The organism is Paraburkholderia sp. UYCP14C (genome assembly GCF_004197395.1).
In the GTDB taxonomy this organism is placed as follows: Bacteria; Pseudomonadota; Gammaproteobacteria; order Burkholderiales; family Burkholderiaceae; genus Paraburkholderia.
Genome location: NZ_SELS01000008.1, coordinates 110573 through 135548 on the forward strand (window position 1 = coordinate 110573; position 24976 = coordinate 135548).

24 protein-coding genes and 1 other RNA gene are annotated in these 24976 nt (G+C 64.1%); 20 read left to right on the top strand and 5 right to left on the bottom strand.

The features are described 5' to 3' along the window. Positions 1-35 precede the first annotated feature (35 nt). From lptE to EVC45_RS09945, 4 genes are all read left to right on the top strand, one after another. On the top strand, positions 36-587 hold the full coding sequence (lptE, locus tag EVC45_RS09930; RefSeq protein WP_211193394.1) for an LPS assembly lipoprotein LptE: 552 nt from the start codon (positions 36-38) through the stop codon (positions 585-587). Positions 588-641: 54 nt separating this feature from the next. Then, complete coding sequence (gene holA, locus EVC45_RS09935; RefSeq protein ID WP_129957828.1) at positions 642-1769, top strand: DNA polymerase III subunit delta; 1128 nt, start codon at positions 642-644, stop codon at positions 1767-1769. 209 nt (positions 1770-1978) lie between these two features. Continuing rightward, positions 1979-3250 carry a glutamate-5-semialdehyde dehydrogenase gene (locus EVC45_RS09940; protein WP_129957829.1) on the top strand — a complete coding sequence of 424 codons (1272 nt, stop codon included), beginning with the start codon at positions 1979-1981 and terminating at the stop codon, positions 3248-3250. A gap of 52 nt (positions 3251-3302) precedes the next feature. Next, positions 3303-3719 carry a CopD family protein gene (locus EVC45_RS09945; RefSeq protein ID WP_129957830.1) on the top strand — a complete coding sequence of 139 codons (417 nt, stop codon included), beginning with the start codon at positions 3303-3305 and terminating at the stop codon, positions 3717-3719. Positions 3720-3834: 115 nt separating this feature from the next. Here the strand turns inward: EVC45_RS09945 and EVC45_RS09950 are convergent, their stop codons facing one another. Beyond that, on the bottom strand, positions 3835-4680 hold the full coding sequence (locus EVC45_RS09950; protein ID WP_129957831.1) for a MurR/RpiR family transcriptional regulator: 846 nt from the start codon (positions 4678-4680) through the stop codon (positions 3835-3837). 298 nt (positions 4681-4978) lie between these two features. Here EVC45_RS09950 and edd point away from each other — a divergent pair, with 298 nt between their 5' ends. The 4 genes from edd (at position 4979) to EVC45_RS09970 (ending at position 9733) form a co-directional block, all read left to right on the top strand. Further along, positions 4979-6916 carry a phosphogluconate dehydratase gene (edd, locus tag EVC45_RS09955; RefSeq protein WP_129957832.1) on the top strand — a complete coding sequence of 646 codons (1938 nt, stop codon included), beginning with the start codon at positions 4979-4981 and terminating at the stop codon, positions 6914-6916. An 11-nt stretch (positions 6917-6927) separates the two neighbouring features. After that, the gene (eda, locus tag EVC45_RS09960; RefSeq protein ID WP_129957833.1) at positions 6928-7569 is read left to right on the top strand and encodes a bifunctional 4-hydroxy-2-oxoglutarate aldolase/2-dehydro-3-deoxy-phosphogluconate aldolase; all 642 of its coding nucleotides are present in this window, start codon (positions 6928-6930) and stop codon (positions 7567-7569) included. Positions 7570-7824: 255 nt separating this feature from the next. Next, positions 7825-9228, top strand: coding sequence for a GntP family permease (locus tag EVC45_RS09965; protein ID WP_129957834.1), 1404 nt, complete (start codon positions 7825-7827; stop codon positions 9226-9228). 10 nt (positions 9229-9238) lie between these two features. Continuing rightward, the gene (locus tag EVC45_RS09970; protein WP_129957835.1) at positions 9239-9733 is read left to right on the top strand and encodes a gluconokinase; all 495 of its coding nucleotides are present in this window, start codon (positions 9239-9241) and stop codon (positions 9731-9733) included. A 95-nt stretch (positions 9734-9828) separates the two neighbouring features. On the opposite strand, the gene purB is transcribed toward EVC45_RS09970, so the two are convergent. Then, a complete protein-coding gene (gene purB / locus EVC45_RS09975) occupies positions 9829-11217 on the bottom strand; it encodes an adenylosuccinate lyase (RefSeq protein WP_129957836.1) in 1389 nt (462 codons plus the stop codon). A gap of 187 nt (positions 11218-11404) precedes the next feature. Between purB and EVC45_RS09980 the strand changes: the two genes are divergently transcribed. The 6 genes from EVC45_RS09980 (at position 11405) to EVC45_RS10005 (ending at position 17254) form a co-directional block, all read left to right on the top strand. Then, entirely contained in the window at positions 11405-12361 is a 957-nt protein-coding gene (locus EVC45_RS09980) for a LysR family transcriptional regulator (protein WP_129957837.1), read from the top strand. 162 nt (positions 12362-12523) lie between these two features. Then, entirely contained in the window at positions 12524-13846 is a 1323-nt protein-coding gene (locus EVC45_RS09985; RefSeq protein WP_129957838.1) for a Glu/Leu/Phe/Val dehydrogenase, read from the top strand. 283 nt (positions 13847-14129) lie between these two features. Beyond that, positions 14130-15023, top strand: a complete 894-nt coding sequence (locus tag EVC45_RS09990; RefSeq protein ID WP_129957839.1) for a glutamate/aspartate ABC transporter substrate-binding protein — start codon at positions 14130-14132, stop codon at positions 15021-15023. A gap of 91 nt (positions 15024-15114) precedes the next feature. Beyond that, a complete protein-coding gene (locus tag EVC45_RS09995; protein ID WP_129957840.1) occupies positions 15115-15855 on the top strand; it encodes an amino acid ABC transporter permease in 741 nt (246 codons plus the stop codon). Then, positions 15855-16532 (top strand): glutamate/aspartate ABC transporter permease GltK, encoded by a 678-nt coding sequence (gltK, locus tag EVC45_RS10000; protein WP_129957841.1) that lies wholly within the window; start codon positions 15855-15857, stop codon positions 16530-16532. The genes EVC45_RS09995 and gltK overlap by 1 nt, the downstream gene beginning before the upstream one ends. Further along, positions 16529-17254, top strand: coding sequence for an amino acid ABC transporter ATP-binding protein (locus EVC45_RS10005; protein WP_013090513.1), 726 nt, complete (start codon positions 16529-16531; stop codon positions 17252-17254). Before gltK ends, EVC45_RS10005 begins: the two co-directional genes overlap by 4 nt. Before the next feature lie 107 nt (positions 17255-17361). On the opposite strand, the gene EVC45_RS10010 is transcribed toward EVC45_RS10005, so the two are convergent. Continuing rightward, the gene (locus tag EVC45_RS10010) at positions 17362-18321 is read right to left on the bottom strand and encodes a class II glutamine amidotransferase (protein WP_129957842.1); all 960 of its coding nucleotides are present in this window, start codon (positions 18319-18321) and stop codon (positions 17362-17364) included. A 163-nt stretch (positions 18322-18484) separates the two neighbouring features. On the opposite strand from EVC45_RS10010, the gene pyrC reads away from it, so the two are divergent. The 3 genes from pyrC (at position 18485) to rnpB (ending at position 20933) form a co-directional block, all read left to right on the top strand. Continuing rightward, the gene (gene pyrC, locus EVC45_RS10015) at positions 18485-19546 is read left to right on the top strand and encodes a dihydroorotase (RefSeq protein ID WP_129957843.1); all 1062 of its coding nucleotides are present in this window, start codon (positions 18485-18487) and stop codon (positions 19544-19546) included. Between the two features lie 11 nt (positions 19547-19557). Beyond that, the gene (locus EVC45_RS10020) at positions 19558-20484 is read left to right on the top strand and encodes a DUF3025 domain-containing protein (RefSeq protein ID WP_129957844.1); all 927 of its coding nucleotides are present in this window, start codon (positions 19558-19560) and stop codon (positions 20482-20484) included. Between the two features lie 35 nt (positions 20485-20519). Continuing rightward, an RNA gene (gene rnpB, locus EVC45_RS10025) (RNase P RNA component class A) lies at positions 20520-20933 on the top strand. Positions 20934-21032: 99 nt separating this feature from the next. Here rnpB and EVC45_RS10030 read toward each other — a convergent pair. After that, positions 21033-21455, bottom strand: a complete 423-nt coding sequence (locus EVC45_RS10030; RefSeq protein ID WP_129957845.1) for an OsmC family protein — start codon at positions 21453-21455, stop codon at positions 21033-21035. Positions 21456-22090: 635 nt separating this feature from the next. Here EVC45_RS10030 and rplM point away from each other — a divergent pair. The 3 genes from rplM to erpA all read left to right on the top strand — a co-directional run bounded on the left by rplM (position 22091) and on the right by erpA (position 23523). Further along, positions 22091-22519, top strand: coding sequence for a 50S ribosomal protein L13 (gene rplM / locus EVC45_RS10035; protein ID WP_013090508.1), 429 nt, complete (start codon positions 22091-22093; stop codon positions 22517-22519). A gap of 11 nt (positions 22520-22530) precedes the next feature. Beyond that, positions 22531-22923 (top strand): 30S ribosomal protein S9, encoded by a 393-nt coding sequence (rpsI, locus tag EVC45_RS10040; protein WP_008919630.1) that lies wholly within the window; start codon positions 22531-22533, stop codon positions 22921-22923. A 234-nt stretch (positions 22924-23157) separates the two neighbouring features. Beyond that, a complete protein-coding gene (erpA, locus tag EVC45_RS10045; RefSeq protein WP_013090506.1) occupies positions 23158-23523 on the top strand; it encodes an iron-sulfur cluster insertion protein ErpA in 366 nt (121 codons plus the stop codon). A 122-nt stretch (positions 23524-23645) separates the two neighbouring features. On the opposite strand, the gene EVC45_RS10050 is transcribed toward erpA, so the two are convergent. Continuing rightward, the gene (locus EVC45_RS10050; protein WP_211193400.1) at positions 23646-24776 is read right to left on the bottom strand and encodes an anhydro-N-acetylmuramic acid kinase; all 1131 of its coding nucleotides are present in this window, start codon (positions 24774-24776) and stop codon (positions 23646-23648) included. Positions 24777-24976: the final 200 nt, after the last annotated feature.

Sequence of the window (24976 nt, forward strand, 5' to 3'; positions counted from 1 at the left end):
CGGCACCGCGAATCCACTGCGAACCGGGAGCGAATGTGACTCGCAGATCGTTTTTGACGCTCGCTTGCAGCGTAATGATGTTGTCGGCCTGCGGCTTCCAGTTGCGCGGCCAGCAGGACTACGCGTTCAAGCGCCTCTATGTGGCGGGCGGCTCGCCCGCGGCCGTCGCGCGCTTCACGCGCATCGTGCAGGGCGGCAGCGACACCGTGGTGGTCAGCTCGGTCGCCAATGCCGACGCGATCCTGCAGATCTCGCAGAACCGCAACGTCAGCACGCTGACGCTGAATTCGCTGGGCGTCGTCGCCGAGTATCAGCTGAATCTGCAGATGACCTACACGCTGACCGGCAAGGACGGCACCGTGCTGATTCCGGGCAGCGTGATCGCGCTGAACCGCGCGATGACCTATAGCGACCAGTTCTCGCAGGCGAAGGCTGCCGAGTCCGACATCCTGTTCGCCGATATGGAAAACGACGCGGTCGATCAACTGGTCCGCCGTCTCGGCGTGGTGCGTTCGCTGCATCCGACGCCGGCCGAGGCCGTGCCGGCCATCGCGCCGCGCGCGCCGCTGCCGCCGCCGCCGCTGTGAGCGTCGTGTCGCTCGTGATTCGTCGAACCTCATTCATCCCGTCAACCGCTAGCCATGCAACTGCGACCTGACGCGCTCGAAGCGCATCTCGCCAAAGGCCTCGCCGGACTGTACGTCGTGTACGGCGACGAGCACCTGCTCGCGCAGGAAGCGTGCGACCGCATCCGCGCGGCGGCGCGGGCGGCCGGTTTCACCGACCGCTCGGTGTTCACGGTCGAGCGCGGTTTCGACTGGAGCTCGCTGCTCGGCGCGAGCCAGTCGATGTCGCTGTTCGGCGACCGGCAGCTGGTCGAGTTGCGCATTCCGTCGGGCAAGCCAGGCAAGGAAGGCGCCGACGCGCTGAAGGCGCTCGCGTCCACGGTCAACGACGACGTGCTGACGATGGTCACGCTGCCGCGCCTCGATGCGGCCACGCAGAAGTCGGCATGGTTCACCGTGCTCGCCGACGCGGGCGTCGCGCTGAAGATCGATCCGGTCGAGCGCGCGCAGTTGCCGAACTGGGTTGGACAGCGGCTCGCGGCCCAGGGCCAGCGCGTCGCCGCCGGCGAGGAAGGGCGGCGTGCGCTCGCATTCATCGCCGAGCGCGTCGAGGGCAATCTGCTCGCCGCGCATCAGGAAATCCAGAAGCTCGGGCTGCTGTATCCGAGCGGCGCGCTGAGCTTCGATCAGGTGCAGGACGCGGTGCTCAACGTCGCGCGCTACGACGTGTTCAAGCTCAACGAGGCGATGCTCGCCGGCGACGTCGGCCGTCTTGCGCGCATGCTCGACGGGCTGCGCGGTGAAGGCGAGGCCGCTGTGCTCGTGCTGTGGGCGGTCGTCGAGGAAGTCCGCACGCTGTTGCGGATCAAGCGCGGCGTCGCGGCCGGCAAGCCGCTCGCGATGCTCACGCGCGAAAACCGCGTGTGGGGTCCGCGCGAACGGCTGATCGGGCCGGCGCTGTCGCGTGTCAGCGAAGCGGCGCTCGAGAAGGCGCTCGCGCTGGCGGCGCGGCTCGACCGGCAGGTGAAGGGCTTGTCGGGCGGCACGCCGGGCAATCATCGCAACGATCCGCCGCCCGATCCGTGGGACGGCCTGTTCGAACTCGCAATGACGGTGGCCGCGCCGAAACCGTCGGCAGCGTCGCCAGTGCCGCCGACGCGACCTCGGGCGCCAACTGCGGCGCCAGCGCGGCGGCCAGTCTAGGCAACGGGTGTTGGCGAGCTTCGGCAGCGATTCTGTTTCGCTGGCCGCCCGCCCGACGCAACGCATCACATCGGCAAACCCGCAACAGCGCAGCGCACCCACCGCCCGCACGCGAGCAAAGCCCCGGTACCCGTCTTACAATCGTTTGATCTTTCGCTAATCTTGCCCGACCACCGCGCGCCACCGTGCGGGGCATCACGAGAATGACCATGGATATCGACCAGTACATGACCGACCTCGGCCAACGCGCCCGCCAGGCTTCGCGCGCGATGGCACGGGCGTCGACCGCCGCGAAGAATGCGGCGCTTGCGGCCGTCGCCGAAGCGATCGAGCGCGATGCCGATCTGCTGAAGGCGGCCAACGCGCGCGACCTCGAACGCGCCCGCGGCAAGGGCCACGATGCCGCGTTCATCGACCGTCTGACGCTGTCCGACAAGGCGCTGAAGACGATGGTCGAAGGCCTGCGCCAGGTCGCGGCGCTGGCCGATCCGATCGGCGAGATCAGCAATCTGAAGTATCGGCCGAGCGGCATCCAGGTCGGCCAGATGCGCGTGCCGCTCGGCGTGATCGGCATCATCTACGAATCGCGCCCGAACGTGACGATCGACGCGGCCGCGCTGTGCCTGAAATCCGGCAACGCAACCATTCTGCGCGGCGGCTCCGAAGCGCTCGAATGCAATACCGCGCTAGCGAAGCTGATCGGCGAGGGGCTCGAAGCGGCCGGTCTGCCGCAGGACGCGGTGCAGGTGGTCGCGACGGCGGACCGCGCGGCGGTCGGCAAGCTGATCACGATGACCGAATGCGTCGACGTGATCGTGCCGCGCGGCGGCAAGAGTCTGATCGAGCGTCTGATCAACGAAGCGCGCGTGCCGATGATCAAGCACCTCGACGGCATCTGCCACGTCTACGTCGACGATCGCGCGGATCTGACGAAGGCGCTCAACGTCTGCGACAACGCGAAGACACACCGCTACGGCACCTGCAACACGATGGAGACGCTGCTGGTCGCACGCGGCATCGCGGCTCAGGTCCTGCCGCCGCTGGGCAAGCTGTATCGCGGCAAGGACGTCGAGTTGCGCGTCGATGCGGCGGCGCGCGCAGTACTGGCCGATGCGGGCGTCGGCCCGCTCGTCGACGCGACCGAGGAAGACTGGCGCACCGAATATCTCGCGCCGGTGCTCGCGATCAAGGTGGTCGACGGCCTCGACGCGGCGATCGAGCACATCAACACGTACAGCTCGCAGCACACCGACGCGATCGTCACCGAAGACCACGACCGCGCGATGCGTTTCCTGCGTGAGGTCGATTCGGCGAGCGTGATGGTCAACGCGTCGACGCGTTTCGCGGACGGCTTCGAGTTCGGCCTCGGTGCCGAGATCGGCATTTCGAACGACAAGCTGCACGCGCGCGGCCCGGTCGGCCTCGAAGGGCTGACGTCGCTGAAATACGTCGTGCTGGGTCACGGCGAAGGTCGTCAATAAACACGAATCGAAGCGCCACGACCACCGGCGCCACAACAACAAGGACCCGCCGATGCTCTGGGTAAAGACGTTTCACATCGTGTTGATTGCTTCATGGTTTGCCGGCCTGTTCTATCTGCCGCGCATCTTCGTCAATCTGGCGATGGAAACGGAACCCGCCGCGACCGCGCGTCTTCTGCTGATGGCGCGCAAGCTGTTCCGCTTCATGAGCTTCATCGCGGTACCCGCGATCGCGTGCGGCCTGTGGTTGTGGCTCGTGATCGGCATCGGCAGCGGGGAAGGCTGGATTCACGCGAAGGTCGGCGTGGTCGTGCTGCTCGTCATCTATCACGCGTATTGCGGCGTGCTGCTGCGCCGGTTCGAGCGCGGCCAGAATCGCCGCTCGGACAAGTGGTATCGGATGTTCAACGAGCTTCCCGTGCTCGGTATGCTCGCGGCGGTCGCGCTGGTGGTGATCAAGCCGTTCTGAGCGACTGACGGCATTCAGCGGAGCGCTGGAAAAAAGACAAAAGGGCGGTGTGCCGGTTCAACGGCACACCGCCCTTTTTCGTTATCCGCGTCGTTGCGCGTTCTAGCCCAGCGGATCACCCCTGCGAATCCACCCGCCGCCGGTGAATCACTTCCTTCGTCTGCGCGAGCTTTTCCACCAGTTCGGGCCCGCGGCTCAGCGCGACGCCGACCGCCAGGATGTCGCCGATCGCCAGATGCGACACGCGCGAGGTCATCGGCGAAAAGATGTCGGTGTCTTCGTCGACGTTCGCGAACAGACCGACGCTGGCGAGCCGCGCGAGCGGCGAGTTGCCGTGCGTGATCGCGATCACCTTCGCGCCCGCGTTCAAGGCGGCCTTCGCGGCATCGATGATGTCGCGCGTGCGACCTGTATTGGAAATCGCCACGACCACGTCTCCGGGTCCGAGCAGCGCGGCCGACATCAGAAACGTATGCGGGTCTGAATAGGCGACGCTCGGCATCCCGAGTCGAAAGAACTTGTGCTGCACGTCGAGCGCGGCGATGCCCGAGCCGCCGGCGCCGTAGAACTCGATCCGCTTCGCCTGCGCAAGCATGTCGATGGCCGCCGCGACGCTATCGGACGACAGATTGTTGCGCACCTGGATCAGCGCGCCGATAGTGCGGTCGAGCACCTTCGCGGCGACGCCGGGCGTCGGCTCGTCGGGCCGCACGTCGCGATAGACGGCGGGCACTTCGCTGGCGATGCCCTGCGCCAGGCGGATCTTGAATTCGCGAAAGCCGGAAAAACCGAGCGCGTGACAGAAGCGCGCGATCGTCGGCTGGCTCACGCCCGCGCGCGCGGCCACTTCGGTCATCGACAGATCGAGCACCTCGCGCGGCGCTTCGATCACGTAATCGGCCAGCTTGCGCTCGGACGGGCGCAGCTGGTCGCGCATCTCTTCCACCTGGGACAGCATCATCGGAAAACTCGCACTATGCTGAAGAACGTGTGGACTATATCTGATTGGTCGTTGGCGCACAAAAGCTAGGTACAAAAACTACATATCGGCGAATAAGTGTATTCCCTGGGTTTTCGCTGCAAAGCGCTGAAGCACTGCCAATAGGGCGGCGCGGCGATTTGCGCGATGCGGCGCCGCAGCAGAGTTCGTCATTGCTGGCTTGTAGTTTTTCTACTAAGATGACGTCGTTCGATATCACAACCCCGCGATACCGCCTGGTGTCATGCGTGCGCCTGCCGCCAGCGACGAAGGAGCTCCGATGGTTTCCCCGCATTCGCAATTGTTGAAGGTCACGAAACGCGTGATCGAGCGCAGCAAGCCCACGCGTGAAGCGTACCTGGCCCGTATCCAGCATGCGCAGGGACGCTTCCCGGCGCGCGGCGCGTTGTCGTGCGCGAACCTCGCCCACGGTTTCGCCGGCCTCGAAGGCAACGACAAGCTCGTGATCAAGCAGATCCGCGAGCCGAACATCGGCATCGTGTCGTCGTACAACGAGATGCTGTCGGCGCACGCTCCGTACAAAAACTACCCGGACATCATCAAGCAGGCCGCGCGCGAAAACGGCGGCGTCGCGCAATTCGCGGGCGGCGTGCCGGCGATGTGCGACGGCATCACCCAGGGCAACGCGGGCATGGAACTGTCGTTGTTCTCGCGTGAAGCGATCGCGATGGGCACCGCCGTCGCGCTCACCCACAACATGTTCGACGCGGCGCTGTGCCTCGGCATCTGCGACAAGATCGTGCCCGGCCTCCTGATCGGCGCGCTGCAATTCGGCCATCTGCCGACCATCTTCGTGCCGGCCGGCCCGATGGCGAGCGGCCTGTCCAACGACGACAAAGCCAAGACGCGCCAGCAGTTCGCGACCGGCCAGTGCGGCCGCGAAGCGCTGCTCGAAGCGGAAGCGGCCGCGTATCACAGCCACGGCACCTGCACGTTCTACGGCACCGCGAACAGCAACCAGATGCTGATGGAAGTGATGGGCCTGCATTTGCCGGGCTCGGCCTTCGTGCATCCGCATACGCCGCTGCGCGACGCGCTGACCGCGCAGGCCGCGCGCCGCGTGCTCGATCTGACGGTCGAGCGTGGCCACTACATGCCGATCGGCCATGTGGTCGACGAGAAGGCGATCGTCAACGGCATCGTCGCGCTGCTGGCGACCGGCGGCTCGACCAATCACACGCTGCACCTCGTCGCGATCGCGCGCGCGGCCGGCATCATCATCGACTGGGACGACTTCGATGCGCTGTCGCAGGCGGTGCCGCTGCTCGCGAAGATCTATCCGAACGGCAAGGCCGACGTGAACCACTTCCACGCGGCGGGCGGCGTCGCGTTCCTCGTGCGCAACCTGCTCGAAGGCGGTCTGCTGCATGAAGACGTGAACACGGTCGCGGGCAAGGGACTGAAGCGCTACACCGAGGAGCCGAAGCTGCTCGACGGCAAGCTGCAATGGGTCGCGGGCGTCGAGGCGAGCGCGGACACCGCGGTGCTGCGCGGCATCAAGGAGCCGTTCCAGCCGGACGGCGGCCTGCGTCTGATGCAGGGCAAGCTCGGCCGCGGCGTGATCAAGATTTCGGCGGTCGCGGCGCAGCATCGCAAGGTGAAGGCGCCGGCCATCGTGTTCGATTCGCAGGAGGCGGTGCAGGAAGCGTTCGACAAGGGCGAGCTCAAGCGCGACTTCATCGCGGTGGTGCGCTTCCAGGGCGCCCGCGCAAACGGCATGCCCGAGCTGCATCGTTTGACGCCGCTGCTCGGTGTGTTGCAGGATCAGGGTTTCCATGTCGCGCTGGTGACCGACGGCCGCATGTCGGGCGCGTCGGGCAAGGTGCCGGCGGTCATTCATCTGTCGCCGGAAGCATTGCTGCAAGGCCCGATCGGCAAGGTCCGCACCGGCGACATGCTGGTGATCGACGCGGAAGCCGGCGTGCTCGACGTCGAGATCGACGCAGCCGAATGGGCCGCGCGTCCGAACGCCGAGTCGCTGCATCAGGCGGACAACGAAGTCGGCTTCGGCCGCGAGCTGTTCGGCGTGTTCCGCGCGGCGGCGGCGCCGGCGGAGCAGGGCGCATCGGTATTCGGCAAGCTGGTCGGCGAGGGCGGCGCGGCTGACGGCCAGCACAAGCACGGCGACAAGCACGGCCATCAACACGGCGACCATCACACGAGCACCGCGCAAGCCGGCGCGGCGCTGCAGAAATAAGGAGTCTGACTATGACGTCGAAAACAGTAAGCGATATCGTGCGCCTCGGCCCGGTGATTCCGGTGCTCGCGTTCGACACGGTCGAGCAGGGCGAACACGTGTCGCGCGCGTTGCACGCGGGCGGCGTGAAGGTGCTCGAAATCACGCTGCGCACGCCGGCGGGCCTCGGCGCGATCGAGCGCGCGAGCGAACTCGCCGACGACATCGTGGTCGGTGTCGGCACGCTGACGAAGCCCGAGCATTGCGCGCAGGCGAAGAAGGCGGGCGCGCAGTTCGGCGTGTCGCCGGGTCTGACCAGGGAACTGCACCAGGCCGCGCAGGATGCGGGTCTGCCGCTGCTGCCCGGCGTGATGACGCCGTCGGACATCATCCAGGCGCTCGAACTCGGCTATGAGATCGTCAAGTTCTTCCCGGCGCAGCAGGCCGGCGGCGTGCCGATGCTGCAGGCATTCCACGGTCCGTTCCCGGCGCTGAAGTTCTGCCCGACCGGCGGCATCACCGCGGAAAGCGCGCTGCACTTCCTGTCGCTGCCGAACGTGGTCTGCGTCGGCGGGTCGTGGCTCACGCCGAAGGCCGCGCTCGCCGCGCAGAACTGGGATGAGGTGACGCGCCTCGCGCGCGCCGCGAGCCAGCTGGTCGCGTCCGCGCACTAAGCCTCACAACATAACAGCGCATCGGTTGACTGAACCGGGCCCAGGAGTCTCGTCGATACAGCCACACAGGCTGTCGCGCCGAGACTCTTTTTTTACCTGATATGCGTGCTGGATTTGCGCGCGTTTTGTGGAAACAAACAGTAAAATTCAGCGTCCGCGCGGCTAGCCGGGTTTTCAGGCATCGCGCAGGTTGCCGTGAGACGAAGTGCCGGCCGCATCCGCACTCTGAAATCAATAAACCAAAGGAGGGGATTCATGGAATCTGCCCACGGCAGCATGCTGCTCGTCTACGCGTTGATCGCGATTGCGTTGCTGATCTTCATGATCACGCGCTTGAAGGTCTATCCGTTTCTCGTTCTGATCATCGTGTCGTTGCTGCTCGGCCTCGTGGCCGGCATGCCGATGCAGACCATCGTCAAATCGTTCGAAACGGGTAACGGCAACACACTCGGCCACATAGCCATCGTCGTCGGTCTCGGCACGATGCTCGGCAAGATGATGGCCGAATCGGGCGGCGCCGAGCGCGTCGCGACCACGCTGATCAACTGGTTCGGTGAGAAGCACATTCACTGGGCGATGATGGTCGTCGCGATCATCGTCGGCTTGCCGGTGTTCTTCGAAGTCGGTTTCGTGCTGCTGATTCCGATCGCGTTCAACGTCGCCAAGCGCACCAACAAATCGCTGCTGCTGGTCGGCCTGCCGATGGTCGCGGGTCTGTCCGTCGTACACGGTCTGATTCCGCCGCACCCGGCCGCGCTGCTCGCCGTGCAGGCGTATCACGCGGACATCGGCAAGACGATCGCCTACGGTCTGATCGTCGGGATTCCGTGCGCGATCGTCGCCGGTCCGCTGTTCGCGCTGCTGGTGAGCCGCCACATCCAGTTGCCGAAGGAAAATCCGCTGGCCGCGCAATTTCTCGGTCACGACGCAAACAACGGCAACGGCGCTCAAAGCGCTAACGCCACGCAAGTCAACGCACCGAAACGCGAACTCCCGGGCTTCGGCATCACGCTGGTCACGATCCTGTTGCCGGTGGTGCTGATGCTGGTCGGCAGCTGGGCCGACCTGGTGTTCGAGCCGAAGACGCTGCCGAACGATCTGCTGCGCTTCTTCGGCAATACGGACGTCGCGCTGCTGACGGCCGTGCTGGTCAGCTTCTGGACTTTCGGCGCGAGCCGCGGCTTCACGCGCGAGCAGATCCAGAAGTTCTGCGGCGAGTGTCTGGCGCCGATCGCGGGTATCACACTGATCGTCGGTGCGGGCGGCGGTTTTGGCCGCGTGCTGATGGATAGCGGCATTTCGAAGGAAATCACCAACGTGGCGACCGCGATTCATCTGTCGCCGCTGATGTTCGGCTGGCTCGTCGCGGCGATGATCCGTCTCGCGACCGGTTCGGCCACCGTCGCGATGACGACCGCCTGCGGCATCGTCGCGCCGATCGCGTTGGCTAGCGGCGTGCAGGTGAAGCCGGAACTGATGGTGCTCGCAACCGGCTCGGGCTCGCTGATCTTCTCGCACGTGAACGACGGCGGCTTCTGGCTGATCAAGGAATACTTCGGCATGACGGTGGGGCAGACCTTCAAGACGTGGTCGCTCCTCGAAACCATCATCTCGCTGATGGGGCTGGGCCTGACTTTCGCACTCGCGGCGGTCCTGTAAGGAGTTTCAAATGATTCTGATCGCAATGGGTGTGTCGGGCGCCGGCAAGACTCTGATTGGCGAAATGCTGGCCGAGCGCCTGCATTGCACGTTCACCGACGGCGACGCGTTCCATAGCGCGGCGAACAAGGAGAAGATGCACCACGGCATCCCGCTCACCGACGAAGACCGCTGGCCGTGGCTGAAGACGATCCGCGCGGCGATCGAGGAAAAGCAGAAGGCGGGCGAGACGGCGGTGTTCACGTGTTCGTCGCTGAAGCGTTCGTACCGCGACATCCTGCGCGCCGGCGACAAGGACGTGTGCTTCGTCTATCTGGAGGGTTCGCGCGAGGTGCTCGCGGAGCGTCTCGGGCATCGCACCGGGCATTTCTTCGATCCGTCGCTGCTGCAAAGCCAGCTCGACACGCTCGAGGCGCCCGGTGACGACGAAGCGATCACGGTCAGCATCGATCTGACGCCGGAACAGATCGTCGACGAGGTGCTCAAGCAGGTCGAAGCGCGCTGAGTTGTCGATTGCTCCGCGTTCCGGTCTCGAACGCGGGACGCAAAAAAGCCGCTCCTCGGAGCGGCTTTTTTGTGCGCTGAAGCTGGGCCGGCCGATCAGCCGATCCGCTTCGCCAGCTCGACGGCCTTGCCGATGTACGAGCCGGGCGTCATCGCGAGCAGACGCTCCTTCGCGTCCTGCGGAATCGCCAGGCCGCCGATGAAGCTCTGCAGTGCCTCGCGCGTGATGCCCTTGCCGCGCGTGAGCTCCTTCAACTGCTCGTACGGATTCTCGATGCCGTAACGGCGCATCACCGTTTGCACCGGCTCGGCCAGCACTTCCCAGCAGTTGTCGAGGTCTTCGTCCAGACGCTGCGCGTTCACTTCGAGCTTGTCGAGGCCGCGGATCAGCGAGTCGTACGCGAGCAGCGAGTAGCCGAACGCGACGCCGATGTTGCGCAGCACCGTCGAGTCGGTCAGGTCGCGCTGCCAGCGCGACACCGGCAGCTTGTCGGCGAGGTGACGCAGCGTTGCGTTCGCGAGACCGAGGTTGCCTTCGGAGTTTTCGAAGTCGATCGGGTTGACCTTGTGCGGCATCGTCGACGAGCCGATTTCGCCGGCCTTCGTGCGCTGCTTGAAGTAGCCGACCGAGATGTAGCCCCACACGTCGCGGTCCAGATCCAGCAGGATCGTGTTGGCGCGCGAGATCGCGTCGAACAGTTCGGCCATGTAGTCGTGCGGCTCGATCTGGATCGTGTACGGATTGAACGTGAGCTTCAGGCGGTTCTCGACGACGTCCTTCGAGAACGCTTCCCAGTCGAACTCCGGATACGCGGACAGGTGCGCGTTGAAGTTGCCGACCGCGCCGTTCATCTTGCCGAGCAGTTCGACCTTCGCGATGCGCTCGATCGCGCGCGCGAGACGCGCGGCGACGTTGGCGAGTTCCTTGCCGAGCGTGGTCGGGCTGGCCGGCTGGCCGTGCGTGCGCGACAGCATCGGCTGGGCGGCGTGCGCGTGGGCGAGCGCGACGAGGCGTTGATGCACCGAACGCAGCGCCGGCAGGATCACGTGTTCGCGCGCGCCGGCGAGCATCAGGCCGTGCGACGTGTTGTTGATGTCTTCCGACGTGCACGCGAAGTGGATGAACTCGCTCGCGCGCTCCAGTTCTTCCTGACCCTTCACCGATTCCTTCAGCCAGTATTCGACGGCCTTCACGTCGTGGTTCGTCACGCGCTCGATTTCCTTGATGCGCGCGGCGTCGTGCGCGGTGAAACGCTCGGCCAGTTGCAGCAGGAACTGCTCGGACGCTTCGGAGAAGCGCGGCACTTCGGCGAAACCGGCGCGCGACAGCGCGATCAGCCAGTGGATTTCGACCGTCACGCGATTGCGCATGAAGGCGGCTTCCGAGAGCCAGTCGCGCAGGGCTTCGGTTTTGGCGGCGTAGCGGCCGTCGAGCGGGGAGAGCGCGTTCAGCGCGAACAGGGTGTCGGGGCGGGTGTCGGACATGATGAGGACCGGGTTGAGGCGCAGGTTGAGGCGCGGGTTAAGGCACTGAGCGCTCAGCGAGCGGATCGGGAACGGAGGGAACCGTGGATTTTACCACCGTGATGCGATGCGCCCGTCCGGATGCGTCGGCCGCACCCCGCACCGCTAGAATGCAGGCTTCTTCCCTCCCGCCGGCAAGCGCACTCGCATGGAACTGAAATGGCTCGAAGACTTCATTTCGCTAGCGGAAACGCGTAGCTTCAGCCGCTCGGCCGAATTGCGCCACGTCACGCAACCGGCATTCTCGCGCCGCATCCAGGCGCTCGAAGCGTGGCTCGGTACGGAACTGATCGACCGTTCGGTTTATCCGACGCGACTCACGGCGGCCGGGCAGGTGTTCAACGAGCAGGCGCTCGCGATGCTGTCGCAATTCCACGAGGCGCGCGCGCTGCTGCGCGGCCATACGGCGACGCCCCAGGCGACGATCGAATTCGCGGTGCCGCACACGCTGTCGCTGACTTACTTCCCGCGCTGGCTGCAGCGCATCGAGGCGCAGATGGGCCCGATCCACACCCGGCTGCGCGCGCTGAACGTGCACGACGCGGCGCTGTCGCTGGTGGAAGGCGGCTGCGATCTGATGATGGGATATCACCATCCGAGCCATCCGGTCGCGCTCGATCCGGCTCGCTACGACATGCTGACGCTCGGCCATGAACCGATCAGCCCGTTCTCGGTGCCGGCCCGGGCGGGGCGCCCGCGTTACACGCTGCCTGGCTCGGCCGATGCACCCGCGCCGTATCTGTCGTACACGCCGAACGCATACCTCGGGCGCATGACCGAGGTGATTCTCGCGAACGCGCCGGAGCGCCTGTACCTCGACCGGCTCTACGAAACCGACATGGCCGAGGGGCTCAAGGCGATGGCGCTCGCCGGTCACGGCATCGCGTTTCTGCCGCATAGCGCCGTCGAAGACGCGGTGGCCGAGGGCCGGCTGATCCGCCTCGATCGCGCGACGCGCGGCACGCCCGAAGGGCAGTTGACGCTCAGCATGGAGATTCGCCTGTATCGCGACAAGCTCGCCGCGAAAAGCGACGACGCGCGCCAGATCCTCGTGCGGCAGTTGTGGGATGTCGTATCGGAGGAACTCAGGCAGGGCGCAGCCTGAAACGCGGCACAAAAGTCAGGCTCGAACCTGCGTCGCGACGACGCGAATTTGCGGCTTTCCGAACGTTATGCAAGAAAAACATAACGGGATAAGGAAACGGCATTGGATTTCAATACGGCGTTTTTCCACAATGCCCATATTCGATCAAACGCCGGAGCGTTCATGTCATCCCAGCAACAAGCCGCAGAATCGGTTCAAGCCGCCTCAACGTTGCAGTCCGTTCCCTCCTACCTGAACAAAGATGACCTCGGCCCCTGGGGCAACTACTTGCGCCAGGTCGACCGCGTCGCGCCGTATCTCGGTTCGCTGTCCCGCTGGCTCGAAACCCTGAAGCGCCCGAAGCGCATTCTCGTCGTCGACGTGCCCATCGAACTCGATAACGGCACGGTCGCGCACTTCGAGGGCTATCGCGTGCAGCACAACGTGTCGCGGGGTCCGGGCAAGGGTGGTGTGCGTTATCACCAGGACGTTACGCTCTCCGAAGTGATGGCACTGTCCGCGTGGATGTCGGTGAAGAACGCGGCGGTGAACGTGCCGTACGGCGGCGCGAAGGGCGGTATCCGCGTCGATCCGCGCACGCTGTCGCGTGGTGAGCTCGAGCGCGTGACGCGCCGCTACACCAGCGAGATCGGCATCATCATCGGACCGAATACCGACATCCCCGCGCCGGACGTGAACACGAACGAGCAGATCATGGCGTGGATGATGGACACGTACTCGATGAATCAGGGCCAGACGGCCACCGGCGTCGTGACCGGCAAGCCGATCACGCTCGGCGGCTCGCTCGGCCGTCGCGAGGCGACCGGCCGCGGTGTGTTCGTGGTCGGCTGCGAAGCGGCTCGCCGCATCGGCTTCGACATCGAAGGCGCGCGTATCGCGGTGCAGGGCTTCGGCAACGTCGGCGGCATCGCCGCGCGTCTGTTCCAGGAAGCGGGCGCGAAGGTCGTCGCGGTGCAGGACCACACCGGTACGGTGTACAAGTCCACCGGCATCGACGCGGTCGCGCTGCTCGACTACGTCGCGAAGAAGGGCGGCGTCGGCGGCTTCGCCGAAGCCGACGCGATCAGCAACGACGAGTTCTGGACGGTCGAATCGGACATCCTGATTCCCGCGGCGCTGGAAAATCAGATTACCGAAAAGAACGCCGGCAAGATCAAGACGAAGATCATCGTCGAAGGCGCGAACGGCCCGACCACCACGGCGGCCGACGACATCCTGCACGATCGCGGCATCCTCGTGATTCCGGACGTGGTCGCGAATGCGGGCGGTGTGACAGTGTCATATTTCGAATGGGTGCAGGACTTCTCGAGCTTCTTCTGGACCGAGGACGAGATCAACGAGCGCCTCGAGCGCGTGATGCGCGAAGCATTCGCGGCGGTGTGGCAGGTGTCGAGCGAGCAGAACGTGTCGGTGCGCACGGCGGCGTTCATCGTCGCGTGTAAGCGGATTCTGCAAGCGCGCGAAATGCGCGGCTTGTATCCCTGATCCACCCTGTCCTATCTTGTTTGTAGCGGCGGCGACGCGGCCCGGCATCCGGGCCGGCAGGCGCGGCCGTCACAACTTCGTGCAGCAGCGCGGTCCACAAGACGGCGTGTTTGACCGGCGGGCGGCATCGTATCGATGCCGCCCGCCTTCTCATATGCGCGAAACGGCCGTGCGACGGCGCTGCGGGCCCATCGCGGCGTGCGCGCAACAGCATGGTTAATAGCAATACTTTCAGAAAAATTACTTTGCTACACTGGCGCCGGTTCTTGCCAAGGAGATCAAGATGAAGATTAAAAAAGCTGCGCTGCTGCTCGCGACCCTCGGACTGTTTACGGTTGGCGCGCATGCGCAAGACTCGGGCACGCTGAAAAAGATCAAGGACACGGGCGTCATTTCGCTGGGCCATCGCGAATCGTCGATCCCGTTCTCGTATTACGACGACAAGCAGAACGTGATCGGCTACTCGCAGGACTACGCGCTGAAGATCGTCGAGGCGGTCAAGCAGAAGCTGAACATGCCGAACCTGAAGGTGAAGCTCGTGCCGATCACGTCGCAGAACCGCATTCCGCTGGTGCAGAACGGCACGGTCGACATCGAGTGCGGCTCCACCACGAATAACCTCGAGCGCCAGCAACAGGCTGCCTTCACGAACACGATCTTCGTGATCGGCACGCGTCTGATGACCAAGAAGGACTCCGGCATCAAGGACTTCCCTGACCTGAAGGGCAAGACGGTCGTGACGACCGCCGGCACCACGTCCGAGCGCATCCTTCGCAAGATGAACCAGGACAAGAACATGGGCATGAACATCATCAGCGCGAAGGATCACGGCGAGTCGTTCCTGACGCTGTCCACTGGCCGTGCCGCCGCGTTCATGATGGACGACGCGCTGCTCGCCGGCGAGCGCGCGAAGTCGAGCAACCCGGGCGATTTCGTGATCGTCGGCACGCCGCAATCGCGAGAAGCTTACGGCTGCATGCTGCGCAAGAACGACGCGGACTTCAAGAAGGTCGCCGACGACGCGATCGCGAAGGTGCAAACGTCGAGCGAAGCCGAACAGATCTACAAGCGCTGGTTCGAATCGCCGATCCCGCCGAAGGGCCTGAACCTGAACTTCCCGATGAGCGACGATATGCGCGCGCTGTTCAAGAACCCGAACGACAAGGCAATCGACTAAACGCTAGCCGCTTTTTCGACACTTTCGAAACGCTGAACGAAACGGAAGGGGCCACGCGCTTCTTCCGTTTCTTTTTGCTGGAGTCTTGGTCATGTCATATCACTGGAACTGGGGCATCTTGCTGAGTCCCGTCTCCACGGGCGAGCCCACTACCTATCTGGGCTGGCTGCTCTCGGGGCTGTGGGTGACGGTCACCGTGTCGCTGTCGGCATGGGTGATCGCGCTGATCGTCGGCTCGTTGTTCGGTGTGCTGCGCACGGTGCCGAACAAATGGGCGTCGGGCGCAGGCACCGTCTACGTTGCGATTTTCCGTAACATTCCGCTGATCGTGCAGTTCTTCATCTGGTATCTGGTGATACCGGAGCTGCTGCCCGTGTCGATCGGCAACTGGTTCAAGCAATTGCCGCCGAGCGCGCAGTTCTTCTCGTCGTCGATCCTGTGTCTCGGGCTCTTCACCGCCGCGCGCGTGTGCGAGCAGGTGCGCTCGGGCATCAACGCGCTGCCGCGCGGCCAGCGCGCGGCCGGTCTCGCGGTGGGCTTCACGCAATGGCAGACGTATCGCTACGTGCTGCTGCCGGTCGCGTACCGGATCATCGTGCCGCCGCTCACCTCCGAGTTTCTGAACATCTTCAAGAACTCCGCGGTCGCCTCGACGATCGGTCTGCTCGATCTGTCCGCGCAGGCGCGCCAGCTCGTCGACTACACGTCGCAAACTTACGAGTCGTTCATCGCGGTCACGGTCGCTTACATGCTGATCAATCTGGTCGTGATGCTACTGATGCGCGTGGTCGAAGCGAAGACCAGGCTGCCCGGCTATATCGGAGGCAAGTGATGCATCATTTCGACTGGAGCGGTATTCCGGGCGCGCTGCCTACGCTATGGACCGGCGCGATCATCACGTTCAAGATCACACTGATCGCGATCGTGTTCGGCATCATCTGGGGCACCATTCTCGCGATGTTTCGACTGTCGTCGATCAAGCCGCTCGAATGGTTCGCGAAGGGGTACGTGACGCTGTTCCGTTCGATCCCGCTCGTGATGGTGCTGCTGTGGTTCTTCCTGATCGTGCCGCAAGTGCTGCAAAGCGTGCTTGGTCTGTCGGCGGACATCGACATCCGGCTCGCCTCGGCGATGGTCGCGTTCTCGCTGTTCGAGGCCGCGTATTATTCGGAGATCATCCGCGCCGGCATTCAGGCGGTGCCGCGCGGCCAGGTCAACGCGTCGTTCGCGCTCGGCATGACCTATGCGCAGGCAATGCGCCTGATCGTCCTGCCGCAGGCGTTCCGCGCCATGGTGCCGCTGCTGCTCACGCAGGGTATCGTGCTGTTTCAGGACACGTCGCTCGTCTACGTGATCAGCCTCGCCGACTTCTTCCGCACGGCCACGAATATTGGCGATCGTGACGGCACGAACGTCGAGATGGTACTGTTCGCGGGCGCGTGTTATTTCGTGATCTGCGTGATCGCGTCGAGCCTCGTCAAAGGTCTTCAGAAAAAGGTCGCAAGATGATCTCTATCAAGAATGTTTCGAAGTGGTACGGCCATTTCCAGGTGCTGACCGACTGCACGACGGAAGTCAAAAAGGGCGAAGTGGTCGTGGTGTGCGGGCCGTCCGGTTCGGGCAAGTCCACGCTGATCAAGACCGTCAACGGCCTCGAGCCGTTCCAGAAGGGCGAGATCGTCATCAACGGCCAGTCGCTGACCGACAAGAAAACCAATCTGTCGAAGCTGCGCTCGAAGGTCGGCATGGTGTTCCAGCACTTCGAGCTGTTCCCGCATCTGTCGATCGTGCAGAACCTGACGCTCGCGCAGATCAAGGTGCTCGGCCGCTCGAACGACGAAGCGACCGCGAAGGGCCTGAAGCTGCTCGATCGCGTGGGTCTGCGCGCGCACGCGGACAAGTATCCGGGGCAGTTGTCCGGTGGTCAGCAGCAACGCGTGGCGATTGCGCGCGCGCTGTCGATGGACCCGATCGCGATGCTGTTCGACGAGCCGACCTCGGCGCTCGACCCGGAGATGATCAACGAAGTGCTGGACGTGATGGTCGAACTTGCGCAGGAAGGCATGACGATGATGTGCGTGACGCACGAAATGGGCTTCGCGAAGAAGGTCGCGCATCGTGTGATCTTCATGGACAAGGGCTTGATCGTCGAAGACGACCGCAAGGAAGACTTCTTCGCGAATCCGAAGTCGGATCGCGCGAAGGATTTTCTTGCGAAGATCCTGCACTGAGGTTCGCCGCCTTGCAGGCCTCGTTCCCGAGGCTTGCATGGGGATGCAGAAAAGCCGCTCCGTGGAGCGGCTTTTTTGTGGTCGCGGCTTAGGGCGGGGTGTGCGGCTTACGACTCGAACGCCGCCGTGTCGTCCGCGGCTTCGAGATCGGTTTCGCTGTCGGGTGAAAGCGTGGTTCCGCTCGCGCCCATTGCGTGGCCGCCGGTCGACGCCGCGATCGTCGTGGCCGATGCCGATGCATCGAGCGCCGGATTGCGCAACTTTTCGAGCACCGACTCCGGCACCGGGATATTGGCGCGGCCGATCACTTCGCCATGCTGGAACATCAGCAGATCGCCGGGCTTGAACGCGGTCCACACTTCATTGTCGGTCAGCGGCTTGGTCGCGATCACCGCGACGCGGTCTTCGGGCGTCGTGTATTTGGCGAAGTCGATCGATACGTCCGCGTCGACCAGATGCGCGGTCGAAAACGGCCAGCGACGCACGAGGTAGTGCAGATGCGTCGAGCAATGCGCGAACAGCGCCTGGCCGTTCGACATCAGGAAGTTGAATACGCCGTACTGCGTGATTTCGCGCGTGAGCGCCTCGAGCGCGGCGAACAGCTCGTGAAGCGGCGGCTGTTGCGCGCCGGGAAAAGCCTTGCGCAAGCCTTGCAGCAGCGCACAGAACGAGAGCTCGCTGTCTGTCGTGCCGACCGGCTGATACACGCCGTTCAACTCCGGCGCGTAAGCTTGCAGATCGCCGTTATGCGCGAAGATCCAGTGACGCCCCCACAGTTCGCGCATGAACGGGTGGCAGTTTTCGAGCAGGATGTGCCCCTGCGTCGCCTTGCGGATGTGCGCGATCGTGTTTTTGGATTTGATCGGGTAGCGCTTGACCATCTCGGCGATCGGCGAGGTGGCCGACGATTGATGATCGATGAACAACCGGCAGGCCTTGTCTTCAAAGAAAGCGATGCCCCAGCCGTCGGCGTGATGATCGGTGACGCCGCCGCGCGCCGCAAATCCGGTGAAGGAAAACGTGACGTCCGTCGGCGCGGCGCAGTTCATTCCGAGAAGTTGGCACATGTTGCAGGTGAGCCTGTGAACGGAGCGAGCCGTTACAATGATGATTTTCCAAGCATATCACCGAGCCGGAGACGCCAAATAGCAAAATTGACATGTGTTTGGGCCGCTACAACGCGGTTTGACCGGTCGATCAGCGAGGCGCGCGAAGTCTCGTATTCCTGCCATGACTGCTTCCAACGTTTCCCCCGATTCCGTCACGCTGGTCCGCCCGGACGACTGGCACCTGCACGTGCGCGATGGCGCGATGCTCAAGGCCGTGCTGCCTGACACCGCGCGCCAGTTCGGTCGCGCGATCATCATGCCGAACCTGAAGCCGCCGGTCACGACGACCGAGATGGCGCAGGCGTATCGCGAGCGCATCGTCGCCGCGATTCCCGAGGGCGCGAAATTCGAGCCGCTGATGACGCTGTACCTGACCGACAACACGCCGCCCGATGAAATCCGCCGCGCGCGCGAAAGCGGCTTCGTGCACGGTGTGAAGCTGTACCCGGCGGGCGCGACGACCAACTCCGACGCGGGCGTCACCGATCTGATGAAGTGCGCGAAGACGCTCGAAGCGATGCAGGAAGTCGGCATGCCGCTGCTCGTGCACGGCGAGGTGACGGATTCGGACATCGATCTGTTCGATCGCGAGAAGGTCTTCATCGACCGAGTGATGATGCCGCTGCGCCGCGCCTTTCCGGCGCTGAAGGTCGTGTTTGAGCACATCACGACGAAGGACGCGGCCGACTACGTCCGCGAAGCGGGCGTCGCGCCGGAACTGCTGGGCGCTACGATCACTGCGCACCATCTGCTGTACAACCGCAACGCGATTTTCCAGGGCGGCATTCGTCCGCATTACTACTGCCTGCCGGTGCTCAAGCGCGAGACGCAACGCGTTGCGCTGGTCGAGGCGGCGACCTCGGGCGATCCGCGCTTCTTCCTCGGCACCGACAGCGCGCCGCATCCGAAGGGGCTGAAGGAGCACGCGTGCGGTTGCGCGGGCTGCTACACCGCACTGCACGCGCTGGAGCTCTACACCGAAGCGTTCGACAAGGCCGGCGCGCTCGACAAGCTCGAAGGCTTCGCGAGCTTCCACGGTCCGGACTTCTACCGTCTGCCGCGCAATTCGGAGAAGGTCACGCTGCGTCGCGAGGAATGGACGCTGCCGGCCGAGCTGCCGGCCGGCGACACGCCGGTCGTGCCGCTGCGCGGCGGCGAAACGATTGGCTGGCGTCTCGCTTGAGGCTGCGGTAGATGCGCGAGCGTGAGGCGGGGCAGCGCGCGGCGGATGACGATGTGGCGGCGAGATCGGGCCCTGCGCTGGCGCTTGAAGCCGCGGCCAACGCTGCGCGCGACATGGCACCCGAGCCTCTGCCGCCAGGCTTCGCCGCAATCGACTGGTCGAAGCCGTGGTTCGCGCAATTTGCTGCACGCGGCCAGCGTTGGCAGCAAGCCGCGCTGACCGGCTACGCAGACCTGCTCGCCGCGATGAATGCCGACGCCGCGCAGATGCGACAGACCACCGGTCGCGGCCAGCGTCTCGCGTTCATCGCGCAGGACGATCTGCCGCCGGGCGCCGCGTACGAGGGGCACATCGCGTCGACCGGTTGCGTGCCGACGCGTCACAATCTGCACGACTTCTTCAACGGTTCGATGTGGTTCGCGTTTCCGCGCATCAAGGCGGCGCTGAACGCGCGCCAGTCAGCGGAACTCGATGTGCTCGGCGTCGGCCCGACGCGTGGCGGCGTGCGCGACATGCTGACCCTCTTCGACGAAAACGCGCTGCTGTTCGCCTGCGCCGATCCTTCGCTGAGCGCCGCGCTACGCGGCTTCGACTGGCGCACGCTGTTCGTCGCGCGGCGCGATGCGTGGGGCCGCGACTGTGAAGTGCGTTGCTTCGGCCATGCGCTGCTGGAAAAGCTGATCGCGCCGTTCAAGGGCTGCACCGGACATGCGTGGATCGTCGACGTGTCGCCTGAATATTTCGACTGGGACACTGCCGTGCGCAATGCGTGGCTCGACGAAGCGGTCAGCGCGGCGCTGCTCGGCACCGACGCTTTGACCAGCCGCCTGTTCGCGCCGCTGCCCGTGCTCGGCATTCCGGCCTGGTGGCCCGACAATGAATCGCCGACGTTCTACGACGACTCTTCCGTGTTCCGCGCCGGGCGCCGCAATCGTTAGGCGCATCCCCGTTCGGTGTTAGAATCCGCGCCAGCAAAGCAGGCTAGGCAGTCGCGGCCTCGACGGCTTCGGCCAACGAGGGCGAGGAAAGTCCGGACTCCACAGGGCAGGGTGATGGCTAACGGCCATCCGTGGCGACACGCGGAACAGGGCAACAGAAAGCAAACCGCCGATGGCCCGGCGCAAGCCGGGATCAGGTAAGGGTGAAACGGTGCGGTAAGAGCGCACCGCGGCTGTCGCAAGGCAGACCGGCACGGTAACCTCCACCCGGAGCAATTCCAAGTAGGCAGGCGCGCATCTTCGCGATGCAGGACGGGGCCCCCGTCTCGTCTGCGGGTAGGAAGCTTGAGCGCGTCAGTAATGGCGCGCCTAGAGGAATGGCTGCCACGCGCGTCGCGTCTTTGGGCGCGGCGCGTGCACAGAATCCGGCTTATCGGCCTGCTTTGCCGCTGAATAAGAAAAGCCGGCGTCCGTTGGGACGCCGGCTTTTTCATTTGGGGCGCGGGTGGCGGCCGTGGCCGCCATCTGTGGCGCTATCCCTATCGCGCTCAGAGCGCGACGATGTCGAACGAGTGGGTGAGTTCGGCGGACTTCGCGATCATGATCGACGCCGAGCAGTACTTGTCGTGCGACAGATTGATCGCGCGCTCGACGGTCGCCGGATTCAGATTCTTGCCCGTCACCGTGAAGTGGAAGTGGACCTTCGTGAACACCTTCGGATCTTCGCTCGCGCGCTCGGCCTTGAGCGTCACCGAGCAGCCGGCGATCTCCTGGCGGCTCTTCTTCAGAATCATCACGACGTCGTAGGCGGTACAGCCGCCGGTGCCGAGCAACACCATTTCCATTGGGCGCGGCGCGAGGTTGCGGCCGCCACCCTCGGGTGCGCCGTCCATCGCGACCAGATGACCGCTGCCCGTCTCGGCCGCGAACGCCATCCCGTCTTGCCCCATCCAGCTTACTTTGCATTCCATGCTGTCACTCCCGCCGCGCATTGCTTTGTCGAGACGGCATTGTAGCCCGGTGTCCGACAATTAGCGCACGCTCGGCGGATTCCGGTTCTATGCACGACGATTCTTTCTTGTTGCAGTGCGGGATGGCTGGCCGATTCCCGAATTTTTTGAGCGATTTAGGGGTTTTACTCTAGATGGCCTGCAATGCGATTCGGATCATCTGATTCTTAGTGCTTGATCTAAAAGGAGTTTTGTTAAATTTCCTCCGCGCATGGGATCTGTCACATTGTGAAAACTAATTTCACAATGCAAATCTTCTTGCGTCGCACAAGGGTGACTCTTATAATTGGGTCCATCGTTGCAGCAGTTCTGCAACCTCCGCTGTCTCCTCCACCTCCTCCTATGGTGGATTAAACCCGAACCGCTCGTTCGGGTTTTTTTTCGCCCGCGTTTGCCGGGCATTTCGCCCCGTTTTCTGGCCGCTCGTGGCGCGCGCATCGCACGTTTTGACTTGTGGGCGCAAATTCCTTTATAATTCAGGGCTTTTCCGCATCCGCGCCCGCGGAGGAAGAACCAGGGAGAGCCTGCACGCGCCTCGATGCGCACACTACAAGCAGGAAAGAACACATTGGGCGCAGCAATTTTTTGGATCGATCATGAAGACGTTTTCCGCAAAAGCCCATGAGGTGACGCGCGAATGGTACGTGATTGACGCGACGGATAAGGTTCTCGGGCGTGTCGCCAGCGAAGTGGCACACCGTCTTCGCGGCAAGCACAAGCCTGAATTCACTCCCCACGTCGACACCGGTGATTTCATCATCGTTATCAACGCCGGCAAGCTGAAGGTCACGGGCAATAAGGTTACCGACAAGAAGTACTACCGTCACTCGGGCTACCCGGGCGGTATCTATGAAACGACGTTCGGCAAGATGCAGGAACGCTTCCCGGGCCGTGCGCTCGAGAAGGCGGTCAAGGGCATGCTGCCGAAGGGCCCGCTCGGCTACGCGATGATCAAGAAGCTGAAGGTCTACGCTGACGCAACGCATCCGCATTCGGCACAACAGCCGAAGGCGCTCGAGATCTAAGGGGAGCCCACATGATCGGTAACTGGAATTACGGCACGGGCCGCCGCAAGAGCGCCGTCGCACGTGTGTTCATCAAGGCAGGCAAGGGCGACATCGTTGTGAACGGCAAGCCCATCGCCGACTACTTCTCGCGCGAAACGTCGCTGATGATCGTGCGTCAGCCGCTCGAACTCACGAACCACGGCACCACGTTCGACATCAAGGTCAACGTGACGGGTGGCGGTGAAACGGGTCAAGCCGGTGCGGTTCGCCACGGCATCACCCGCGCGCTGATGGACTACGACGCAACGCTGAAGCCGGAACTGTCGAAGGCTGGTTTCGTTACGCGTGACGCTCGTGAAGTCGAACGTAAGAAGGTCGGCTTCCACAAGGCACGTCGCCGCAAGCAGTTCTCGAAGCGTTAATCGTTTCGGGTGCGAACCGGCCTTCATGCCGGTTTGCAGCAAAAGCCGCCAACGCCACGCGCGAAGGCGGCTTTTTTTATGGTTCGCCGGGGTTCGTTGGCCGGTTTCGTTCGCTCAAGCGGCAACGGGCCGCCTTGCAACCACCTTGCAGCAAGAACCCATTGATTTTGTGGGCTTCAGCACGATATCCGGAACAGCCCTACAATATCGGCTAAAGCTTATTGGAGAGTTCGAATGAACGCAGTCACCGACACCCCCGTGACCGAGATGCCGGCCCCCTTCGTCTTCACCGACGCAGCGGCTGACAAGGTCAAGCAACTGATCGATGAGGAAGGCAACCCGGAGCTCAAGCTGCGCGTGTTCGTGCAGGGCGGCGGCTGCTCGGGCTTCCAGTACGGCTTCACGTTTGACGAAGCGATCAACGAAGACGACACCGTGATGAACAAGAGCGGCGTCCAGTTGCTGATCGACTCGATGAGCTACCAGTATCTGGTCGGCGCAGAGATCGACTACAAGGACGACATCAACGGCGCGCAGTTCGTCATCAAGAACCCGAACGCGACCACGACCTGCGGTTGCGGTTCGTCGTTCTCGGTCTGAGCGGAAAGGCTCATCGAGCCACTGCGAAAACGGGGCCTCTCAGGCCCCGTTTTTTATTGACTTCGCGCCGTACAGGCAACCTGCGACGGCAGAAGGCGTCGCTTGCTTCGCCTCCACCTCCCTCAGCGCGGATAAATCGCCCCCAGCACTCGCTCCGCGGAAGCCCCTGTCACGCTTGGCAGACTGCCCGGCAGACGCGCGATGCAGCGCATCGCGAGCCACGCGAACGCGAGCGGCTCGACCTGGCTCGGCGGCACGCCGAGCGCGTCGGTCGTCATCACGGGCACGCCGCTCACGCCGCTGTCTTCGAGCGCCTGCTGCAACGCCTTCATGATCTCCGGATTGCGCGCGCCGCCGCCGCACACGTACACAGCACGCGCGTCGGATGCGTGCCGCTCGATCTCGCGCGCGACCGTCACCGCGGTCAGCGCGACGAGCGTCGCCTGTACATCGGCTGGCGCGAGCGCGGCGAACGGCTCGAGTTTCGCATCGAGCCATGCGGTGTTGAACAGATCGCGGCCGGTGCTCTTGGGCGGCTGCTCGGCGAAGAACGGTTCGTCGAGCAACGCGTTCAGCAGCTTGCGATCGACCTGGCCACGCGCCGCGAAATGACCATTCTCGTCGAATGGCCTGCCGAGCTGGCGCTCGGCCCACGCGTCCAGCAGCGCGTTCGCGGGGCCGCAGTCGAAGCCGCGCACGCCGCCGGTCGCGTTCAGGATCGTGATGTTGCTGATGCCGCCAAGATTGCAGACGACGCGCGTTTCGTCCTTCGCGCCAAAGATCATCGCGTGAAAAGCGGGCACGAGCGGCGCGCCCTGGCCGCCGGCCGCGACGTCACGGCTGCGGAAATCGGCGACCACGTCGATATGCAGCATTTCCGCGAGCAGCGCCGGGTTGTTGATCTGCCGCGTATAGCCCTTTTCCGGCCGATGCCGCACGGTCTGGCCATGCACGCCGATCGCGCGGACGTCGTCGGCCGATACGCGGCTGTCGCGCAGCAGGTCGTGGCAGCACACCGTGTAGCGTGTCGCGAGCGCATTGGCGGCGAGCGCCTCGCGTTCGATCTCGTTGTCCCCCGGCTGTTGCAGCGAGAACAGCGCCTCGCGGATGCCGGCCGAAAAGCCGACGAACGCCTCGGCCAGCACTTCGGGCGGCTTCCCCCTGGCAAACCGGACGGCCACGCCGTCCACACCGTCCATGCTGGTTCCCGACATTAGTCCGAAATAGATGCCGTCTGCGGGGTCTTGCGCCACGTCGCTGCTCCTGTCGATGTTCATTGCGATTCGTTGTAGCAGATTATCGACGCAAGCGTGGCCGAAGGTAAGCGCGAGGTGGGCGGCGCGCGTGCATCCGCGCCGATGCCGCGCAGACCGCACAGGCGCCCCAGACGACACAGCGAGGCAACAAAATCCCCCGTCGCGAGCCCGTGCGGGGCGCGTCGGCGCGCATCTAT

Excerpts from the sequence above, each read along its gene's own strand:
- holA (WP_129957828.1), top strand. The coding sequence starts at position 642 with ATGCAACTGCGACCTGACGCGCTCGAAGCGCATCTCGCCAAAGGCCTC.
- EVC45_RS09940 (WP_129957829.1), top strand. The coding sequence starts at position 1,979 with ATGGATATCGACCAGTACATGACCGACCTCGGCCAACGCGCCCGCCAG.
- EVC45_RS09945 (WP_129957830.1), top strand. The coding sequence starts at position 3,303 with ATGCTCTGGGTAAAGACGTTTCACATCGTGTTGATTGCTTCATGGTTT.
- EVC45_RS09950 (WP_129957831.1), bottom strand. The coding sequence starts at position 4,680 with ATGATGCTGTCCCAGGTGGAAGAGATGCGCGACCAGCTGCGCCCGTCC.
- edd (WP_129957832.1), top strand. The coding sequence starts at position 4,979 with ATGGTTTCCCCGCATTCGCAATTGTTGAAGGTCACGAAACGCGTGATC.
- eda (WP_129957833.1), top strand. The coding sequence starts at position 6,928 with ATGACGTCGAAAACAGTAAGCGATATCGTGCGCCTCGGCCCGGTGATT.
- EVC45_RS09965 (WP_129957834.1), top strand. The coding sequence starts at position 7,825 with ATGGAATCTGCCCACGGCAGCATGCTGCTCGTCTACGCGTTGATCGCG.
- EVC45_RS09970 (WP_129957835.1), top strand. The coding sequence starts at position 9,239 with ATGATTCTGATCGCAATGGGTGTGTCGGGCGCCGGCAAGACTCTGATT.
- purB (WP_129957836.1), bottom strand. The coding sequence starts at position 11,217 with ATGTCCGACACCCGCCCCGACACCCTGTTCGCGCTGAACGCGCTCTCC.
- EVC45_RS09980 (WP_129957837.1), top strand. The coding sequence starts at position 11,405 with ATGGAACTGAAATGGCTCGAAGACTTCATTTCGCTAGCGGAAACGCGT.
- EVC45_RS09985 (WP_129957838.1), top strand. The coding sequence starts at position 12,524 with ATGTCATCCCAGCAACAAGCCGCAGAATCGGTTCAAGCCGCCTCAACG.
- EVC45_RS09990 (WP_129957839.1), top strand. The coding sequence starts at position 14,130 with ATGAAGATTAAAAAAGCTGCGCTGCTGCTCGCGACCCTCGGACTGTTT.
- EVC45_RS09995 (WP_129957840.1), top strand. The coding sequence starts at position 15,115 with ATGTCATATCACTGGAACTGGGGCATCTTGCTGAGTCCCGTCTCCACG.
- gltK (WP_129957841.1), top strand. The coding sequence starts at position 15,855 with ATGCATCATTTCGACTGGAGCGGTATTCCGGGCGCGCTGCCTACGCTA.
- EVC45_RS10005 (WP_013090513.1), top strand. The coding sequence starts at position 16,529 with ATGATCTCTATCAAGAATGTTTCGAAGTGGTACGGCCATTTCCAGGTG.
- EVC45_RS10010 (WP_129957842.1), bottom strand. The coding sequence starts at position 18,321 with ATGTGCCAACTTCTCGGAATGAACTGCGCCGCGCCGACGGACGTCACG.
- pyrC (WP_129957843.1), top strand. The coding sequence starts at position 18,485 with ATGACTGCTTCCAACGTTTCCCCCGATTCCGTCACGCTGGTCCGCCCG.
- EVC45_RS10020 (WP_129957844.1), top strand. The coding sequence starts at position 19,558 with ATGCGCGAGCGTGAGGCGGGGCAGCGCGCGGCGGATGACGATGTGGCG.
- EVC45_RS10030 (WP_129957845.1), bottom strand. The coding sequence starts at position 21,455 with ATGGAATGCAAAGTAAGCTGGATGGGGCAAGACGGGATGGCGTTCGCG.
- rplM (WP_013090508.1), top strand. The coding sequence starts at position 22,091 with ATGAAGACGTTTTCCGCAAAAGCCCATGAGGTGACGCGCGAATGGTAC.
- rpsI (WP_008919630.1), top strand. The coding sequence starts at position 22,531 with ATGATCGGTAACTGGAATTACGGCACGGGCCGCCGCAAGAGCGCCGTC.
- erpA (WP_013090506.1), top strand. The coding sequence starts at position 23,158 with ATGAACGCAGTCACCGACACCCCCGTGACCGAGATGCCGGCCCCCTTC.